The 19034-nt window shown below is 50.0% G+C and carries 17 protein-coding genes; 7 read left to right on the forward strand and 10 right to left on the reverse strand.

Going from position 1 to position 19034, the window contains the following annotated elements; all coding sequences use genetic code 11:
• Complete coding sequence (locus Q366_RS02215; RefSeq protein WP_035235907.1) at positions 1–1374, reverse strand: FAD-binding oxidoreductase; 1374 nt, start codon at positions 1372–1374, stop codon at positions 1–3.
• A gap of 51 nt (positions 1375–1425) precedes the next feature.
• Complete coding sequence (locus Q366_RS02220; RefSeq protein ID WP_035235908.1) at positions 1426–2112, reverse strand: SDR family NAD(P)-dependent oxidoreductase; 687 nt, start codon at positions 2110–2112, stop codon at positions 1426–1428.
• Between the two features lie 417 nt (positions 2113–2529).
• Here Q366_RS02220 and Q366_RS02225 point away from each other — a divergent pair, with 417 nt between their 5' ends.
• The 6 genes from Q366_RS02225 (at position 2530) to Q366_RS02250 (ending at position 9760) form a co-directional block, all read left to right on the forward strand.
• The gene (locus Q366_RS02225; protein ID WP_084691672.1) at positions 2530–3216 is read left to right on the forward strand and encodes an RluA family pseudouridine synthase; all 687 of its coding nucleotides are present in this window, start codon (positions 2530–2532) and stop codon (positions 3214–3216) included.
• A gap of 53 nt (positions 3217–3269) precedes the next feature.
• Entirely contained in the window at positions 3270–3710 is a 441-nt protein-coding gene (locus Q366_RS02230) for a GNAT family N-acetyltransferase (RefSeq protein ID WP_035235910.1), read from the forward strand.
• Positions 3711–4290: 580 nt separating this feature from the next.
• The gene (locus tag Q366_RS02235; protein WP_035235912.1) at positions 4291–6990 is read left to right on the forward strand and encodes a DEAD/DEAH box helicase; all 2700 of its coding nucleotides are present in this window, start codon (positions 4291–4293) and stop codon (positions 6988–6990) included.
• A gap of 36 nt (positions 6991–7026) precedes the next feature.
• Positions 7027–8199, forward strand: a complete 1173-nt coding sequence (locus tag Q366_RS02240) for an SWIM zinc finger family protein (protein ID WP_035235914.1) — start codon at positions 7027–7029, stop codon at positions 8197–8199.
• Entirely contained in the window at positions 8175–8690 is a 516-nt protein-coding gene (locus Q366_RS02245; RefSeq protein ID WP_051957774.1) for a DUF192 domain-containing protein, read from the forward strand. Before Q366_RS02240 ends, Q366_RS02245 begins: the two co-directional genes overlap by 25 nt.
• A gap of 149 nt (positions 8691–8839) precedes the next feature.
• Complete coding sequence (locus Q366_RS02250) at positions 8840–9760, forward strand: YitT family protein (RefSeq protein WP_035235916.1); 921 nt, start codon at positions 8840–8842, stop codon at positions 9758–9760.
• A gap of 152 nt (positions 9761–9912) precedes the next feature.
• Here Q366_RS02250 and Q366_RS02255 read toward each other — a convergent pair whose 3' ends face one another.
• From Q366_RS02255 to Q366_RS02275, 5 genes are all read right to left on the reverse strand, one after another.
• Positions 9913–10719: a glycosyltransferase family 2 protein gene (locus Q366_RS02255; protein WP_084691673.1), complete on the reverse strand. Its 807-nt coding sequence runs from the start codon at positions 10717–10719 to the stop codon at positions 9913–9915.
• 45 nt (positions 10720–10764) lie between these two features.
• Positions 10765–12486 carry a glycosyltransferase family protein gene (locus Q366_RS02260; protein WP_156968087.1) on the reverse strand — a complete coding sequence of 574 codons (1722 nt, stop codon included), beginning with the start codon at positions 12484–12486 and terminating at the stop codon, positions 10765–10767.
• Positions 12458–13246, reverse strand: a complete 789-nt coding sequence (locus Q366_RS19985) for a DUF4198 domain-containing protein (protein WP_051957775.1) — start codon at positions 13244–13246, stop codon at positions 12458–12460. Before Q366_RS19985 ends, Q366_RS02260 begins: the two co-directional genes overlap by 29 nt.
• A 35-nt stretch (positions 13247–13281) precedes the next feature.
• Positions 13282–15237: a TonB-dependent receptor plug domain-containing protein gene (locus Q366_RS02270; protein WP_035235920.1), complete on the reverse strand. Its 1956-nt coding sequence runs from the start codon at positions 15235–15237 to the stop codon at positions 13282–13284.
• Between the two features lie 73 nt (positions 15238–15310).
• A complete protein-coding gene (locus Q366_RS02275; RefSeq protein ID WP_035235922.1) occupies positions 15311–15805 on the reverse strand; it encodes a carboxypeptidase-like regulatory domain-containing protein in 495 nt (164 codons plus the stop codon).
• Positions 15806–16380: 575 nt separating this feature from the next.
• Here Q366_RS02275 and Q366_RS02280 point away from each other — a divergent pair.
• Positions 16381–17160 carry an SDR family NAD(P)-dependent oxidoreductase gene (locus tag Q366_RS02280; RefSeq protein ID WP_035235924.1) on the forward strand — a complete coding sequence of 260 codons (780 nt, stop codon included), beginning with the start codon at positions 16381–16383 and terminating at the stop codon, positions 17158–17160.
• Between the two features lie 456 nt (positions 17161–17616).
• Here the strand turns inward: Q366_RS02280 and Q366_RS02285 are convergent, their stop codons facing one another.
• The 3 genes from Q366_RS02285 to Q366_RS02295 form a co-directional block, all read right to left on the reverse strand.
• Positions 17617–17874: a type II toxin-antitoxin system RelE family toxin gene (locus Q366_RS02285; RefSeq protein WP_035235925.1), complete on the reverse strand. Its 258-nt coding sequence runs from the start codon at positions 17872–17874 to the stop codon at positions 17617–17619.
• Positions 17861–18094 (reverse strand): hypothetical protein, encoded by a 234-nt coding sequence (locus Q366_RS02290; RefSeq protein ID WP_035235927.1) that lies wholly within the window; start codon positions 18092–18094, stop codon positions 17861–17863. Before Q366_RS02290 ends, Q366_RS02285 begins: the two co-directional genes overlap by 14 nt.
• Before the next feature lie 186 nt (positions 18095–18280).
• Positions 18281–19030: an SDR family oxidoreductase gene (locus Q366_RS02295; RefSeq protein WP_035235928.1), complete on the reverse strand. Its 750-nt coding sequence runs from the start codon at positions 19028–19030 to the stop codon at positions 18281–18283.
• Positions 19031–19034: the final 4 nt, after the last annotated feature.

Here is a 19034-nt window from a genome sequence, read left to right on the forward strand (position 1 = left end):
TTACACAAACTTCCCGGGATTCAGGATGCCGTCCGGATCCACTGCTTTTTTAATGACACCCATGAACGCAATGGCATCTTCGCTCATGACCAAAGGCAGATATTCGGCCTTGGCAAGGCCGATGCCGTGCTCGCCGGACAGGGTGCCGTTCAGGGAAGCGGCTGCCGCCATAATCTCGTCAAAGGCTTTTTTCACCCTGCCCCACTCTTCTTTATCGGTTTTGTCCGCCGGAATCATGGGGTGTATGTTTCCGTCGCCGGCATGGGCCATCACCCCCACGATGAGCTTGTATTTATCTGCGATATCCACGATCATACGGGTCATTTCCGGAATTTTACTGGCAGGCACCACAATATCTTCCGTGTACAGACTCGGTGAAAGCTTGGCAAAGACACCATAGGCCGAACGTCTTGCCTGCCAGAGTTTATCACGTTCCTCATCTGTCTTGGCAATCTCTATGCTCACAGCCCCGTTGGCCCCAAGCTTTTCGGTAATTTTTTTTATCTCTTTTTCACACGCTTCCTTTGCCCCGTCCACTTCGATAAGCAGTGTGCCTTCGGCATCCACGGGCAGTCCGATATGGGCCTTGGCTTCAATGGTCCGGATGGTGGTCCTGTCCATCAGCTCCAATGCCACCGGCAAAATACCGGCACCAATGATATCGGCCACGGCTTTTGCCGTATTATCCAGGTCATCAAAGGTGACAAGCAGCGTGGACACGCTTTCAGGCAGGGGCAGCACCTTGAGGATGACGGAAGTAACCATGCCCAAAGTTCCTTCGGACCCGCAGAACAGGCTGGAAAGCCGGTACCCGGTGACATCCTTGACATTGCGGCTGCCGAAGCGCACCACCTTTCCCGAAGCCAGCACCACCTCCATGCCCAGGATATAATCAACGGTTACACCGTACTTCAGACACCGGGGCCCCCCGGCATTCTGGGCCACGTTGCCGCCAATGGTGGACACGGCCATGGAGCCGGGATCCGGGGGATAAAAGAACCCGAACGGAGCCAGGGCCTTTTGAAGATCAGCATTGACCACGCCGGGTTCCACAATCACGTACCGGTCTTTGGTGTTGATCTCAAGAATCCGGTTCATTTTTGAAAAGCACAGGACCACACCGCCTCTGGCCGGGATACTTGCCCCGCACACCGAAGTTCCCGCGCCCCGGGCCGTCACCGGGATCTTATGGGCAGAACATATTTTTAAAATACCGGACACCTCATCCCGGGTGCAGGGAAACAGGACCAGGTCGGGCATGGCCTCTTCAAAATAGGCATCATAACAATAACAGGCCAGTTGCTCGGGGGAATCATAACATCTGTCCTTGCCCACAATTTCTTTGAGGCGGTTTATGGCTTCTGGGTCGATCATTTTTGCATCATCCTAATGACAGTGTTCAAACAGCCCACATGCGTTGGGCATCTATCTATAATTCGCACCATTGTTCAAGTCAATAACTTCACCGTTTATGGTTGCAGGTGCATCTGTTGCGAGCCAGCAGACTGTCTCTGCCACTTCTTCCGATGAACAGAATTGTTGAGTGATCGTTGCGGCTTTTAAGCGGTCCTTTCTATCCTGGGGAATGCGCTTCATCATTTCAGTTTCCACAGGACCCGGTGCGACTGAGCTTGTAACTACGCCCCGGGGCCCGAATGTTCTGGCGAGTGAACGCATGGTATTCATGATTCCAGCCTTAGAAATGCCGTACCAAATATCAGGATGGCCTATTTCGCCGGCGATTGAACCCGTGCTGACGATCCGGCCGCCGCCATTATTGGCCATTTTCTCAGCCAAGTGGACGCTAAGCCGCACGGATGTAACCAGATTTACGTTGAGTATGTGAAGAATCTCATCGTAGCAGTAATCACCTGCTGTCTTGGTATTCATGATTCCGGCATTATTGATCAGCACGTCCACATGGCCGATCTTGTCAACAATTTGGAGCGTCTGTTCGTAATCTGAAAGATCCGCTGTCCAGGAAATGACTCCATCCGGCGGGGAGTCGATTCCCGATCTTGATAAAACATGAACTTCAAACCCCCTGCCCAAAAGTCTTTTTGATATTTCCAACCCGATGCCTCGATTACCGCCTGTTATAATAGCTTTCATGTCTTTCCTTAACGTGTGATCAATATATGCGATGCCCAACCCCAAGATCACCGGTTTTATCCGGTGCATTTTTAAACATTTTTCCAAGATGATAAGTGAATGCCAAAGGAGAGCCCGGTTTCAATGCTGTGGACATTCTCTGAAAAACCTTGGATATGCCCTGTATGAAATGATCAAGCCCCCGGCCCATGTCTATATTGCCTGTTAGCTCATCTGGTGATCGCAACGAAGCAAGTCAGAAATCTCCAGGAAAATCCAAAGGTCAAATAATCGGATCAATTTATCATATTCCCGATAAAAATGTAACCGTATTCCATTAGTCCGGCACCGTGCCCGGCCCCACCTGAAATTCCGCAGTTGCCCCTGCCCTTGATTGCCTTTTGCCCCCCGGCCAGGAATGGGATAGGATGGGCTGCCATGAAAGAAAAAATAAAAATCATAGAACAGGGACAAGGCTGGATCTGCGCGGAAAAGCCCGGGGGCATCAGTGTTCATAACGATCCGGGCAGGGATATGATATCCGGACTCCAAAAAAGACTGGGCCCCGGCAGCACGGAAATACTCCAGCCCGTACACCGCCTGGATAAGGAAACCTCGGGACTCCTCCTTGTGGCCACGGCCCGGGACACCCTGGCCGGCCTCTCGGACCTTTTTGCAGGGGGGAAGGTGACAAAACGCTATAAAGCCCTGGTTCACGGCCATTTTGACCATCCCGGCCAGGCCCGGGGCACCTGGGATACCCCCCTGACCCACGCCGCCGGCGGCAGAGCCGATCCCCGGGGCCGGGGAAAACGGATCAAGGCCCTGACCTGCTACAGGGTTCTGGACCAGTCCCTCCATTACACCCTTCTGGACATTGAATTGTTCACCGGCCGCAAGCACCAGATCCGGCGCCACGCCAAACTGGCAGGGCATCCGGTCGTGGGCGATCCCCGGTACGGCTCCCCCAGGGCCCTTGATTTCTTAAAAACCCAAAAGCAGTTCAACGCCATGGGCCTGCATGCCTGTTTCCTCAAATTCAGGGACAAGGACAGGACCGTCACCCTGGAGCTTCCGGATCTGCCCCGGGAAGTTGCGCGACTGTTCGAAGAGGACAAAGCATGAACCCATCAAATACAATTCAACCCTATTATGCTGTTATATTTTAAAAAGGCACCATGAAGATTCAAGGAGCAACAAAAGAAAATTACCAGGAATTAATCAGTGTATGGGAAAGTTCTGTCAGAGCAACCCATGACTTTTTGCCCGAAAAAAAAATTGCTGAGCTAAAAACTGTAATTTTGGAGCAGTATTTTGATTCTGTCGATTTGTTCTGCCTTAAAAACAGTAACGAAAAGATATTAGGATTTATTGGGGTTGCTGATTCCAAGATTGAAATGTTATTTGTAGCTCCAGATTATATTGGCCAGAAATTTGGTCAAACGCTTACTGAATACGCCATTAATAACCTTGCTGCATCCAAAGTTGATGTCAACGAACAAAATCCTAATGCAATAGGCTTTTATCACCGGATGGGCTTTATTCAAGCCGGTCGATCTGCATTTGATGGAATGGGAAATCCGTTCCCTTTAATACACATGAAATTAAATTTAATATAATCGGGACAGGACTCCCCATCACTGAGGAGCCCTCCCGCAACACCCGGCATACGGATCACGTACCAAGGCGGTTCAGCTGGTATTAATAGAATCGGCTTGTAGGTTATCCCATCGATTTTACCGGGTTTTAGGCAGAGACATGCCATGGGAATTTCGGCCACTGCCGCATTACTCCCATAAATGCCGCCCACTTACTCACCACCACCATTCACTCGGTCCATTCGGCCCGGGCACTGTCCAGGCCTTCATCGGGGTGAAGCCTCTCCACTTTTATGAAGCTCCTTTCCACCGACTACGATGCCGTCTGCTGACTTCTCCCATGCGGTCAGAGCCGGTTGCCCGACCCTCAGCCATTTGGCACATGGGGGATCTCCCGGGGTAAACACGTGTCTTTCGGTACGTGAATGCCGGATTTACGGACATACCCTGCAATGGATAGGGGATGAACACAACGTGGCCGAAATTATGATCAAGCCCGTTTTTTTACATGGCGATTGCCCGATCCACGGCATCCCTTGTTGTTGATCCAAGGATTTGATATACCAGCACCGGAGAATAACAATGGCGGAGCCAAGATTAATTGACGGACAAAACTAAAAAACAACCCGTTGTTTCAGTCATGCCGGACCAGGCCCTGGTGCTTGAATGGGAAACGGTTAAAGATACGTTTTCCCCGGACCAGGTACAATACCTGCAGGAAATTGCCCAAAGCGCTCAAACCCCGGGGAGCGACTGGCTATACACCCTGGGGTTCAAACAATTCCCTTTGGATTTTTCAACCTCCCTGGACTATTTCCTGCGGTTTTCCCGCTGTTTTGTCCGGGAGCTGTTAAAGACAGCCGAACTTGAGACCCTGGGGCAGGACGCTGTCATCAGCCTGCCGCCGGGACTTGTCAACGATTTTATTTCAGCCTGTCCCATGATGGCCGGGGCCGAATACGTAACCGCCGGTATGCTGGAGGCGCTGTGGCAGGGGTTTAATGAGGCATTTGCCCGTGACATCAAAGCATTCAAAGGCCGGGTCAGCGACTATTTCCGTGAAAAGAACCCCGATCTTCACCCGGCGGGCCGGGTGTTTTTCCATCTGGTGGAAAATAAAAATCCAGGCCTGCCCTTTGCCTTTATGGCGACCTATTCCGCAGGCATGGGAGCCAATGGAAAACCCAAGCACCTGCCCCTGAAACATGCCATTGAAACCCATGATGACGACGACCTTCTGACCCTTTTATCCACGGTGTACAAAGCCGCGGAAAAAAGCCGGATAATAGCGGATCTCATTGACTCCGGCGAGTTGTTCCATCCCCTGGCCTGGGACGGGGATGAGGCGTTCAGCTTTCTGAAAGAAATTCCGGATTACGAGGCCTGCGGTGTGCTCTGCCGGATTCCGGACTGGTGGAAGCAAAGTGCAGCCACCCCCCGGGTGACCATCTCCATGGGGGACAGTAAACCAACCATGGCCGGGCTGAATGCGCTGCTTGATTTCAACGTCAGTGTGGAATTAGGCGGTCTGGCCTTATCCAGGCAGGAGGTTGAAGCCATCCTGGAACAGGCCGAAGGCCTGGCGTTCATCAAAAACAAATGGGTGGCCGTGGACCCGGAAAAACTCAAACAGGCCCTGAAAGCCTGGGACCGGATTGAAAACCTGGCCGCCCAGGGCATGACCCTGGGAACAGCCATGCGGGCCCGGTTGTCCCCGGAAAAGATGCTTGGCCGGGGCAATGACGGTCAGGTGGAAGTCTGTGTCTCCAACGGAACATGGCTGACATCTGTGCTGGAAAAAATGACCCACCCGGAACAGGTTGATCCGGTGGCTCCGGGCAAAGGCTTTAAAGCAAAATTGCGGCCCTACCAGTCAAAGGGCGTAAACTGGCTGAACTTTTTGACTGCTTACGGGTTCGGGGCCTGCCTGGCCGATGATATGGGCCTGGGAAAAACCGTCCAGATCCTGGCATGGCTGAGTACCTTTCCTGAAACCGGCAAACGCCCGGCAAGCCTTCTGGTGGTGCCGGCCTCTTTGATTTCAAACTGGCAGGGGGAAATCAGCCGGTTTCTGCCCGGCCTTAAAACCTGTGTGGCCCACCCCGGTTTTACCGCGTCGGATTCACAGCCAATCAAGACAGAGAAGACCAAGGCGATTACGCTGGCCAAGGCTCAACTGGACCGCCTGGACCTGGTCATCACCAGCTACGCCCTGGTGAAAAAATACGCCTGGCTTGCCAAGTATTCCTGGCACTGCCTGATCCTGGACGAGGCCCAGGCCATTAAAAATCCCGCCACTCAGCAGACCCGGTCCGTCAAAGCCCTGCCGGCGGCCCACCGGATCGTCATGACCGGCACGCCCGTGGAAAACCGGCTGTCAGACCTGTGGTCCTTGTTTGATTTTTTAAATCCCGGGCTTTTGGGCAACAGGACTGAGTTCTCCAGGTTTGCCAAAACCCTGAAAGACAATCCAAACGGATATGCCAGGCTGCGGCAGATGATTTTTCCCTATATCCTGCGCCGCCTGAAAACCGATAAAACCGTGATATCCGACCTTCCGGACAAGGTGGAGATGAAGGTATTTGCCGATTTAAGCCCCAAACAGGTGGTTCTGTACAAAAAATCGATCAAGGATTTGAAACAGGCCATTGAAACATCCGCGGGCATCCAGAGAAAAGGCCTGGTCCTCTCCTTTCTTCTCCGGTTCAAACAATTGTGCAACCACCCGGACCAGCTCACAGGGTCCGGGGATTTCCAGGCGGCCCACAGCGGAAAATTCATGCGCCTTTGCAGCATCTGTGAAACCGTTTATGAAAAACGGGAACGGATTCTCGTGTTTACCCAGTTCAAGGAGATGACAGAGCCTTTGCGGGCCTTTCTTGAAAACATCTTCCATCACCCGGGACTCGTACTCCACGGATCTGTGCCTGTTGCAAAACGCAAGAAACTGATACAAACCTTCCAGGACAATGCCTATTGCCCCTTTATGGTGCTTTCGTTAAAGGCCGGGGGCGTGGGCCTGAACCTGACCCGGGCCAGCCATGTGGTCCATTTTGACCGGTGGTGGAACCCGGCCGTGGAAAACCAGGCCACAGACAGGGCGTTTCGCATCGGGCAGACCCAAAAGGTCCTGGTGCATAAATTTGTCACCCGGGGCACCATTGAAGAAAAGATTGATATGATGATCAGCGAAAAACAGGCCCTGGCCGACCAGGTGGTCACCCCGTCCGCCCAGGGACTGATCACGGAAATGGATGATAAAGACCTGCTGGATCTGTTCCGGCTCACCCTGCCGGAATAAGGCACCAGATAACGTTTTAACGGTAAAAGGAATCCAATGAGGTATTACGACGGGTATCCCAAATACGTAACCGTGGCAGAAAAGCGGGCAAAGGCTGAAAAAAAGCTTGCGGCCTTAAAAAAGAAAAACCCCGGCATTCAGCCCGTGGCCATTGAGGGCCGGACCCTTGCAAAAACCTGGTGGGGCAAAGCCTGGAACAAAAACCTGGAACGGTACGCGGATTATGCCAACCGGATTGAGCGGGGCCGCAGCTATGTCCGGCACGGAACGGTTCTGGACCTCCAGATCCGGCCGGGCAAGGTCTCAGGCCTGGTCATGGGAGGCGAGGCCGCCCCCTACCGGATCACCATCGCCATCAAGCCCATTCCCCCAAAACAATGGCAGCAGATCAAAGACCAGTGCAAGGGGAAAATGGAGAGCATTAAACAACTGATGGCCGGCAAATTCCCCAAGGCTCTTGAAGAGCTGTTCACCCAGAAAGACAAGGGCCTTTTCCCCTCCCCCAAAGAGATTGAACTCAATTGCTCCTGCCCGGACCGGGCAGTGATGTGCAAACATGTGGCAGCCGTGCTGTACGGGATCGGTGCCCGCCTGGACCAGGACCCGGGCCTGTTCTTCGTGTTAAGAAATGCAAAGGTCAACGATCTGGTCTCCGAAACCGTCAAAGAGACAAAGAAGGATCTTCTGGTCCGGTCCGGGAAGAGATCCCCGAAAATCATTGATGAAGAAAGCCGGAACCTGTCCGATATGTTCGGCATTGACCTTGATATGGGCGGAGATATGGACGGATCAACACCCTTACCGCCAGCCGTACCTGAATCACCCGGTAAAGCATCCCCCAAACCCGGGAAACCAAGGGCTGAAAAAACAACCGCTGTAAAATCAAAACCCGGACGGACAAAGGCCGAAAAAGCTGAAAAAAAGCCCCCCCGCGCCGCCGGTACCGGCAGGAACCCCCCTTCCGTCAAACCCGCGGCACCCAAAGCCGTTTCGACGCCGGCCGCCTTCCCGAAAATCAAAGACGCAGCCGGCATTGAAACCCTGTTCAGGCGACGGACAAAACGCCCTGTAACGGCTGCCGAAGTCATTGAAAAATCAGACATGGATCCGCAAAAGGTCAGAAATATCCTGTCCGGCCTTATAAAAAAGGGCAAACTGGAACGGGTATCAAGGGGCGTTTACAAATGGGTCAGGCCGGAACCGCGGTAGGCACCGGTGTCGACCCAAGGCCGGGGGCAGTAATGAATTTTGTTCTGACCGTTAAAAAAATCAAATATCTGTACTTTTATGTTTTATTTTTTCTCGTTGTGTTGGGCAATCCAGATACAAATGCAGGTAATGAAAAAATAAAAATAATTGTCGCGGACAACCCATTGCTGGTGGAAATTGCCGATAGCAGGGCAGAGCGGATAACCGGTCTTCAGTTTCGGGAGAATCTGCCCCAGGAGGAAGGTATCTTATTTGTATATGACTGTAATTTGGTTTTGAGATTCTGGATGAAAAATACGTCCATTCCTCTTGATTTGGCATATCTTGACGAAAATGGACAGATCAAAGATATTTTTGAATTAGACCCTTTCGATGAAACGATCATAGCTTCCACAGAGCCGGTGAGGTATGCTCTTGAAGTCAACCGCGGGTGGTTTAAAAAGCATGGTGTGAGCATAGGCGATAACATCGATGCTTTACCTGTCCTGTAATAAAAAAATCAGTCCGGCATTGCCCTGCTGAATCCCAAAATCCATGTTACCAGGTTTTTTTGATTTCTCAGATCCGGCGCACGCCCTATACATCAATCCTTCAGGCTAGAGCGGCAACGTTCCAGACCTTCATTTTTAAGGAGTTCTGCTTGACACGAAAAACGCTGAAAGAAACGGTGAAACAAAAACTTGAATCCCCGGGTTGGCAAAAAATCCTGCGAATTTCAAGCCAGCAGTTGGCCATTACCCTGGGTGCGGTGCTAAACGCCTTTGCCTATGTATTGTTTCAAATGCCGTACAACCTGGCTGCAGGCGGAGTAGCCGGATTGGGCATTGTTGTGAATACCCTGACCGGATTTTCCCCGGGTCTGTTTTATTTTACGGCAAATATTCCATTGTTCATCCTTGGCTTTTTCACCCTGGGTAAATGGCGGTTTTTGTTTAACTCCACCCTGGCTGTGCTGGTATTTTCCGGTGCCACAGAATTTTTTATTGTCAACATGCCAACGGTTTTCACCCGGTTTCCCATCACTTCGAACAAACTTCTGGCAACCATCTACTGCGGACTGCTCGTTGGTATTGGCTCGGGTATTATCTACCGTTTTGGCGGTACCATCGGCGGCACCTCGATCATTACCCGGATCATTTACAATAAAACGGGGTTTCCCATGTCCCAGTCCGGCCTGTACGTGGATGTGGTCATTATTATCGCTGCCGGCTTTGTGTTCGGCTGGGAAACATCTTTACTGGCCTTTCTGGCGCTTCTGATCGCAGGCATGAGCGCAGATTTTGCCCTGGAAGGGGCCAGCCAGATGCGCACCCTGATGATTATTACCAAAGATCCAGAACCCCTGCGGTATGCCATTATCAACGAATTGAAACGCGGCGTGACCATGTGGCAGGTCAAAGGCGGGTATTCCGGGGAAGAGCGCAGCCTTTTATATCTCACCGTGCTGCGCTCCCGGGTGTATGATGTAAAGTTCATCATTAACCGGATCGACCCCAATGCATTCATGGTGGTCGGGGTATCCCAGCAGACCTGGGGCGGGTATTCCCTGAAAAAAAACTAAGCCAATGACGACAGACCTTGATGCCTGCATCTAAGGCGGCAGAGCCGCAGAAACTAGAGACTGGAAATCTGCGTTGTGAATCAGATAAGAATCCCTGTTGTGATTCCATTGAGTTAAGAATGCCGTCCTTACCTTTGAATTAGAATTACGGGTTATTTTTCTGCCATGACCCCCTTGGCTTTATGGCGAAACAGGATGAAAAGGTTGACCAATGCAGCAAATCCGCCGATGAGGAGGTACAAGAAAAATTGGAGAGGCAAAGAAGCATTGTGGGCATTGTACCTGAAAATACAGTATATGGCCCAAAATCCGTCCTTGAGGCCTATTTTTTTACCCTCTTCATAAGTTCGGCCCTTGTATGAAATTCCCATCTCGTAGATGCGCAGTCGCATGTGGGCAATTTTAGCAACCAGTTCCGGTTCGACGCCGAACCTTGATTCCTGGATATTAATATTTTGAATGACCTCTCTTTTAAAAACTTTGTAGCAGGTTTCCATATCTGTAAGATTGAGATCAGTGAACATGTTGGAAAGAAAGGTCAGGAACTTGTTTCCCATGGAATGCCAGAAGTACAACACCCGTCTGGGTTCGGTGGATAAAAACCTTGATCCCAGAACGACATCAGCATAACCGTCGGCCAGGGGGGCAACCAGTTTTTTTAGTTCCATGGGGTCATATTCAAGATCAGCATCCTGGACCGCAACAAAATCTCCGCTGGCTTGTTTGAAACCGGTTCTCAAAGCTGCCCCCTTCCCCTGGTTTTTACTGTGGGACAGCACATGGATCTGGGGATACTTTTTTTCCAACCGCCTGGCGATGCCAAGGCTTCCATCGGTTGACGCATCGTCAACAATGATGATTTCAAAATTAAAATCAGGCACTTGCATTACACGCCGAATGCATGTTTCAAGGGTTCTTTCTTCGTTAAAGCAGGGAATAACGAGACTGATTTGATTCATGAATCAATACGTTGCATATTAAACGGTTATCTTTGAGCATGCGCGTTATGGAAGCAGGCAATATATATCTATCCGGGACGAATCATCAACAAATACCAGCTTGAGGTCAACACCGGTAACCGCTTTTTTTCGTGTGGTTTGAGCAAATATGGAGTCTTTTTTTACGACACAGTAATTTACGCCAATCTCCCGCAGGCGTGATAGCGTTTCCATGGCGGGGAAAGTTGCCATATGAAATTTCAGTTCTAGGTATTCCGGCGGGAAATAGCCGGAATATCCGTTTACCATTTGACGGCGGTGAAAGGTCTGCCAGTACATCCATTGGGCTTCCTGTTCATATCCTGCCGCATCCGGCCTGAAAGGAAATGGGATACAGGCGATGACACTGTCTTCGGGCGTTTGTGCAGCCAGATAGTTCACCCAGGACGGGGTCAATGAATAATCCACTGGCCGGTACAAGGGTTGGGCAGGAGGAAGAATTTCCACCACAGCAGCCACGCCCAGACATACAACCAGAACTGAGATCCACCCGTGCATCCGGGTTTGACGGATATGCACGCGGACAGCGGTAAGAATTTCCTGCAGACCTGCCATGGCCAGAAGAACAACCATCAGGTGAACCAGAATGGAGAACCTGAAGACGTTACGGGCCTGACCGAATCCAGGCAGATGATTCACCAGCAGCATATATGGCTGCCACCCCCATATCCTTAACCACGGTCCCAGTGAAAGTGCAAAGGCCGTACACATCAGGGTCAGGCAAAAAAGTGTCCACCGCCTGTTTTTCCGGTTCACCAGGCCCAGCCCAATACCTGCTGCTGCCAGTGCCAGCTTCAAAAACCCCGGACAAAGTCTGAAGCCGTCGAAATTTACATCAGCGCCATCTGATACCTGCCTTACCCCAGACCAGTGGGGCCATGGAGGAACCAGATAATCCCCGGCCAATGCAGAAAAACCAGCCAGGTATTTCTGGGGTAAAGGCGCATGAAGGCGCTGTGTCTGAGCCTGGTGCAGGGCAAAGGGCGAACAGATGACGCCTGCGGTGATCAGGCCCAATCCTAAGGACCGCCACGTACGCCACTCCCAAAGACGGTTTCCAATCATCCAGACCAATGACAGGGATAGTGGAATCACAAGAAACAGACCGTAATAGGCACACATAAGATAGGTCAGGCTAAAAGCGCCCCCAAGAACAATTCCCCTAATTGCCGTGGGCCGTTGAATGAATGTGAGAGCCGCTGAAATGGTCCAGAGAATACCGAAAACCGGGACCAGTTGAATCACCCCGACCCAGGAATGGATCAAGGGCAGCAGGGTCATCATGGCTCCGCCCGTCCACTGGATTGGCTGATAAACATTTAAACGCTTTAACAGGCAGAAAGCTGACCACCCGTTCAGGCAAAGACAAAGGATAAGTAAAAAATTGTAGGCAAGGATGCGGTTGCCTGTGATCCATATAACCGGTGCTGCAACACTGCTCAGCGGCATGGGTTCGGAAAAGGCAAAGGTCCCGTTCCGGGGGTAAAAGATGGGGGCATCCCAATACCCGGAATACCCTTTGGCCGCGTTCTGGACGTTCCACCAGACGGTCCAGACGTTGAACAGGGGAACCGTTGGACTTGTCTCTGTGCCCATGGGCAGACTGCGCCCAGGTGCCGTGACAAGGGGCCAGGTGGAAACCAGTGACAGCAGGAGTAAAACGGCCGGCACGGCCAGAAGCCGCGCCGGCCGCCCCAGGTTATTGAATTTCAAAGGTGCAGGTCGCAAGGAAACTTTCCACATCACACATTTCAGGGTCTTTGTAGGGCTCTTTGTAATTCACTTTAATGAGCCACACCCCGGAAGCCAGGATGCGGATTTTTCCCATTCCGTGTTTATCTGTACTGGCCGCATAGGCATAAACACCATTCTCTGTTGAGAATCCGCCGTAGGTTGCCAGAAATTCAGTTTTAAAAGGCTTGCCTCTGAAGAGTACCTTGATGGGCAGATCATCACCGGGGCGCAGGGCCAGGGGATTGACCAGGGGCAAAATTTCCAGGTCATGGCCCACCACGGTATCCACCTTGCCACCGGCCTCGCCCACATTGGCAACGGCCTTCATGTATGAGTGGTAATACCCTGAACTGATCACGTTCTTCAATCCCTTTTTGGGCTGGCGTTTATATCCATCAGTGGTTTTGGTGAAAAAAGTGCTTTTGCGTTTCGCTGCCAGGACGTAGCCGCCTTCTTTTTTCAAGGGGCTTGGGGAGGTGAATTCGATTCCGGAAAGTGCCGTGACAACGGTCTTGTCTTCTGCACCCGGCCCCAGAATAACCGCTTCCTCCAGCTCTTCTCCATTCATGAAGCCGGACAGGGGAAAGCGGTGCCCGTAGCCGATGACCCATTTCAAGGGCTTGTTCGCGGATATGGCCCCGTCCTCCAGAAGCAGCCAGGGGAAATGTGCCTGAACCGGTGTACAGGTAAAAAATGAGAGGGCCAGTGCGGCAAGAGCCACCATCCAGATGCGATTTTTTTGATTTGTTTTCATTTGTCTTCTCCTTGCTTAAAAAATTATGTCTCTTGTTAAAATGACATGTCCAGGCAGAGTGTTATGGTTCTGCCAGTACGCTGATAACGGTCGTCTCCCTTGTCCGAATCAAAAATATTATCCACTTCCAGCGTGAGTTTGGACACCTTGCCTACCCGTTTGAACACTTTACCGTCAACGACCACATGTGCCTTTTGCACACGTGTGTTGTCGCTGTCTGTGTATTGATCCGAGTTGTATTCGACAATGCCGCTGACGCCCAATCCCCAGGGAATGTATTCATAGGCAGGGGTGATGGAGAATGAATGGTCCGGGGTATAGGTCAGATCGTTTCCTGTGGATTCGTCTTCGGAATCGGTATAGGTGTAACCAAACAAGACTGAACAATTGTCATTCAGATAGTATTGTGCTGTTACTTCTATGCCCTGGGTCATGGCCTTATCTATATTTTCGTAGATATAAAGGTCTGCACCCTCATAGGTCTGGCCGGTCCGGTCTGTCACCACCATGTTGTCTACGTCGTTTCTAAAATAGGCCAGCCCGACGATTAACTTGTCATCCAAGAGCGACTGTTCGATGCTCAATGAATACCCAATGGACTCCTCCGGCTCCAGGTCCGGGTTAGAGGAGACCCAGAACGGTGAGTGGTAATATGGGACATCGTAGTACAATTGGCGGATGGTCGGGGATTTGAACGATTTGCCCACCGAGGCCCGCAAGGTGGTACTTTCCCTGAAGCGGTACATGGCACTCAATTTGGGATTAAACGAATCCCCAAAGGTGGAGTGGTTGTCATACCGGATGCCGGGGACCAGCATCAGCTTTTCAAAAAGGGTCCACTCATCTTGCAGGAATATGCTGAAGGTATCAACGTCTTCCAGCACCGTGGTCCGGGTCGTGGTTCCGCTGCTGCTGTTGTCCATGAAATAATCGATGGTCTGGCGCTGAAATTCGATTCCGGAGGTAACAACGTGGTTGGCCGGCGCATACCAGGTATACATCAGTTCACCCTGGTCAAAGCCGATGTCGCCGGATCGCGTGGAAGTGCTGAAATCATCCAGGTAGTGATAGCCCTTCAACATGAACTGGTGGTTCTGTGAAAGCTTGAAGTCAAAACCTGCTGAAATGCGGTAGCTGTCTTCTTCTGTGGTGCTTGTGGTCTCCCTTGTGAAGTTGCTGAGTTCACCCTTTATCCAGCCGTTTGCCGTATCTGTGAAATCAACATCCAGTTTCCCCATCACTGCATCCCGGTCGTTTTCATAGGGGCTTAAACTGGTCCCGTCTGAATCCTCATGGGAATAGTGGAGCAAAAAGCCCATATCTTCGTTGATTTTGCTTCCAGTATACGCGTAGGCGGTTCGTGTGTAGCGGTTCTCTCCATAATCTGTGGGGGTGGTTACGGCATCCGTGTAATAATCCTTGCCCTGGGAAACCTTATACCAGCCATATTTAACACCGGCCCCGGCCATGGTTTTCCGGGGAACCTTTTTGGTGATAATGTTGATCACTCCGGCCATGGCATCGCTACCGTAGAGAACTGAGGACGGTCCTTTGACAATTTCGATCCGCTCGATCATGGAGACGGGGATCTGGTTCAGACCTACGGCATATTCACCATGGGCACCGCTCTGACTGCTTCCGTGCATTCTCTGGCCGTCAATGAGGATCAGGCCGTAGCCGTCGTTGAAACTTAAGCCCCGCAACCTGGCGCGGGAGGATGAGCCGCCAAAAATATCATCGTTTCCTCCCACCGAGAACCCGGGGACTGTTTTGACAAGGTCGCTTACGGTCTGGGCATTGCTCTGTTCAATATCCTTGCGGGTGATCAAAACGGTTTCTACAGGTGAGTCCTTAACCGCATGGGGGGTGCGTGTACCGATGACCACGATCTCGTCAAGCTTGGTGGTTGACTCGTTTTCTCCGGCCCAAAGCACACCTTGAAAAAGCATCAGTGCCAGGATGAGCATCAATCCTGCTTGTGTTTTGTGCATACGTTCTCCTTTTCTCCTTGTTGAACAAATTGTTGAACAAATTTATTGTTTTACTGCAATATCATGGAACCTGTTATCCCCGGGTCCTGGACCGCCGGGCTTTCCAACCAAAGAGAAATCCCCAGAGCCCGAAAATCAGAGACACCCCACAGATGATCTTCAAACGGCGATTTGTTCCATAGGGTAAGGTAGAAACAATCTCTTTGTCCGGCAATTGGCTGCTTTGGGAGGCGGACACCGGGGAGGATTTGTCCGATACAACCTGGAAATCCAATGTCAGACGGTGTCCCATACCGTCGCTGACCGCAATGTTCCATGTGCCGGGGGTGTCTGCGTTGACCATGAAACTGCCGTTTCGATCCGTACGACCGCTTTGAAAAGGAAGACTTGTTTCAGGTGCCATGATCTCAACTTTTGCGTAGCTCATCGGCTCACCATCGTCATACATGGCAGAGATGCAATAGGCCTTGATTTCGCTTACGGTTCCCATAACACCATGACACCACCCCAGGGAACCGGTGAATAAAACAACAAACAATCCTGCTGTTAACATTGTAACCGGTTTCATTTTGTTTTTTTTGCTCCTGTTTCAAGTATTAAAATTCGGCATCATTTTTTATTTTTTTTCTTACGTAAAAAAAAAAGCCATAAAAGATAGGCAATCTGCCTGAACCTTCATGGCTTTATTAACGATCAACGTTATGTCGCGTTAAACGACACTTTATGTATGTATAAGCAGTCCCTTCATCCCGATTTTAAACCCTGGGAAAAGGCTTCAGCCTTCGTTTTTATACACCTTTAGCATTTCTGTAAGGTGTGGTGAAAGAGATGCTTTTATCTATCCAAATTTCTCATGCTGCGAGGTCATGAACAGGCTCCTTTTATATCTTCAAAGTAAAAAAAGTCAACCCCGTTTTTCATTTGCAGCAAATAGGGTTAATAAAAAGTTTAGACTTTTCATAAAATTGAGAAATAGACAGCAAAAAAAGCCTTTTTGAAATCCAGATGCTCTCAGCACTGCCGGATCGACGGAATACCCTGTAAAAAATCAAATTCTCACTTGCCATCCAGGTAGCAGCCAGTTAGGATATTTTCCAAAAGTCGATTTCGGACATCCTTAAATTGAAGAAAGAAAGAGTTCACATGAATTTGCAACTTCAGAACAAAGTGGTTTTAATAACCGGGGGTACATCAGGCATCGGTTTATCAAGTGCAGAAACTTTTTTGCAAGAAGGCGCACATGTGATGATCAATGGCCGTAATTCAGAACGTGGCCATCAAACGATACAAAATATAGTGAGCACACAGCCCGAAGCCAGAAAACGGATACAATATGTATCAGGTGATGTGGCTGTTGTAAGTGATTGCAGGCGAGTAGTCACGCACACCTTGAAACAATTTGGAGGCCTCGACATAGTGGTGAACTCCGCTGGCATCACTTTTAATCACCAAATTGATGACATCGATGAAACCCAATTTGATCTTCTGATGAATACCAATGTCAAAGGCAGCTATTTTATCTGCAAATATGCTGTTGAGCAATTCCGGGTCCAGGGATACGGCAGCATTGTTAATGTGTCTTCTGATGCAGGTCTTCAAGGAAATAAAGGCTTGTCTCTTTATTGTGCGACTAAAGGTGCTATCAATATCATGAGCAAAGCATTAGCCGTTGATCTGGCACCTCACAACATTCGGGTTAACTGCGTGTGCCCTGGCGATATTCATACACCAATGCTTGACGCTGACCTGCAAAAGGAAAATGACCCTGAGGCATATCTAAAAAGCCTAATCGAACCTTACCCCATCGGACGCCTCGGGCGCGCAGAAGAAGTCGCTCGAGTCATTGTGTTTCTTGCCAGCGAAGCCTCTCCATTTACGACGGGGGCCTCATGGTCAGTAGATGGAGGTATTACGGCCTATTAACTCCTATTACAAAATAGTGAGCGCAGACTCGCAAATTGATGGATTGATGGTCAACAAAGATGAGGGACGCGTTGCGCTCATTGGTCGTATTTTTTAAGACATAAGTGGGAAGGGTTTAAATAAAGTAAAAAGAAGGGGAAGAAGCGGCAATTAGATCCGGTTTCAGCCAATAATTTTTTCTGCTTTCAATAAAGTCCTCGTCTGGGGTGTCTAAATCTGCCTTTTTCGATTGCTCATTTTTTGGCCCTCTTTTGTGTCGTTGAAAAGCCTATCAGATAAGGCGTTTCAGCCGATTATAGCAGGCCCAAAAACCGAGCTAAAAAGGAGGGCTAAAAAGCGGGTTTTTAGACACCCCAGACTTACATCCACCGGGTAACAATATCGAGTTTCATCCTCCTATTCAATGGAATTCCAACGATTCGGATTTATCTGGGCACGACCAGCGTTTTGTTCGCTTTATTTGTAGATGCTTTTACGGCGCCCGACCTTAACTACCCAAATTGAAAGCTCATTGTCTTGGATTGAATAAATAATCCTGTATCTGCCATGCCGGAGCCTATAACGCTCCTGAGTGCTTAACTTTTTACATCCTGGTTGACGATGGTCTTTGCCAAGAGATTCAATACAGGCTAAAATCTTGGTTAAATCCTTATCCGGTATTGACTTAAAATCTTTCCATACCGAATCTTTGAAAAAAATTTTATAAACGGCCATCTTTTTTTAATCTCTTGACCATTTGTTCATAACTTATCAAAGGTTCGTTCGCTCTTTCATCAAAGGCCGCAAGATCCTCTGCATCCTCAGATAATGCTTCCCTTAAAACTTCATTGATTATTTCAGACATTGATCGTGAAGTTTCAATCGATTTGAGCCTCAACGCCTGATGAAGAAAGGGGTCCAAGTATATGGTTGATCTTTTTGATAATGTGGACATGTTTCACCTCCAGAAGTTATTTTTAAACATCATAACATCAGGATGTCATAGCGTCAATGGTTGTTGAAAGCGAACGGCCGAGCTGAGCAGACTCTGTCTAATTTCGGATCGAGCTTCTTCTTCAGGATAATTCAGGACCTCACCAAAAGATAACGATTTTTTTCATGGCACGTCTCCTTCCTTTGACTAAACGATTCCACCGTTTACATAGATAGTTTGACCATTCACCCACCCGGCATCTTTACCGACAAGAAACGCTACGGCATTGGCAATATCTTCAGGCTGCCCAAGCCGCTCCAACGGCGGCATTTGAGCCAGGTGTTGAATCTGTTCGTTCGTTTTGTTTTTCAAAAAAAGATCAGTTGCAGTTGGTCCGGGAGCCACGGCGTTTACGGTGATGTTCCTGCCGCGCAATTCCTTGGCAAAAATATTTGTCAGCGTCTCAACTGCAGATTTGGTGGCGGAATATATAGTGTAGCCTGGCGTGGCGAGCTTGCGAACACTGGAAGAGAAGTTGACGATTCTCCCGTTGTCACACAGTTTTCCGGCTGCAATCCGAAGCGTATTGAATGTCCCTTTGAGATTAACGGCCACAATTTTGTCGAACAATGCATCATCCGTATCGGACAGAGAGATCAGACCCGGCTGCATGATTCCGGCATTATTGATGAGAATATCGACCCCGCCGTAAAGCGTGATGGCCTGGTCAAACATGGCGGCTACCTGCGCAGGCACGGAAACATCGGCCTGGATTGCGGTGGCTCGGCCCCCCTTGCCCTTGATGGCTTCCACCACGGCGTTGGCTGAATCGGCATTGCTCGCAAAATTCACCAGAACGGCAATGCCATCGGCGGCCAGGCGTTTGGCAACGGCTGCACCGATTCCGCGTGATGCTCCTGTAACGATAGCCACTTTGGTTTCTTTGGATGTATTCATTGCA

This window comes from Desulfobacter vibrioformis DSM 8776 (genome assembly GCF_000745975.1).
Lineage (GTDB): Bacteria > Desulfobacterota > Desulfobacteria > Desulfobacterales > Desulfobacteraceae > Desulfobacter > Desulfobacter vibrioformis.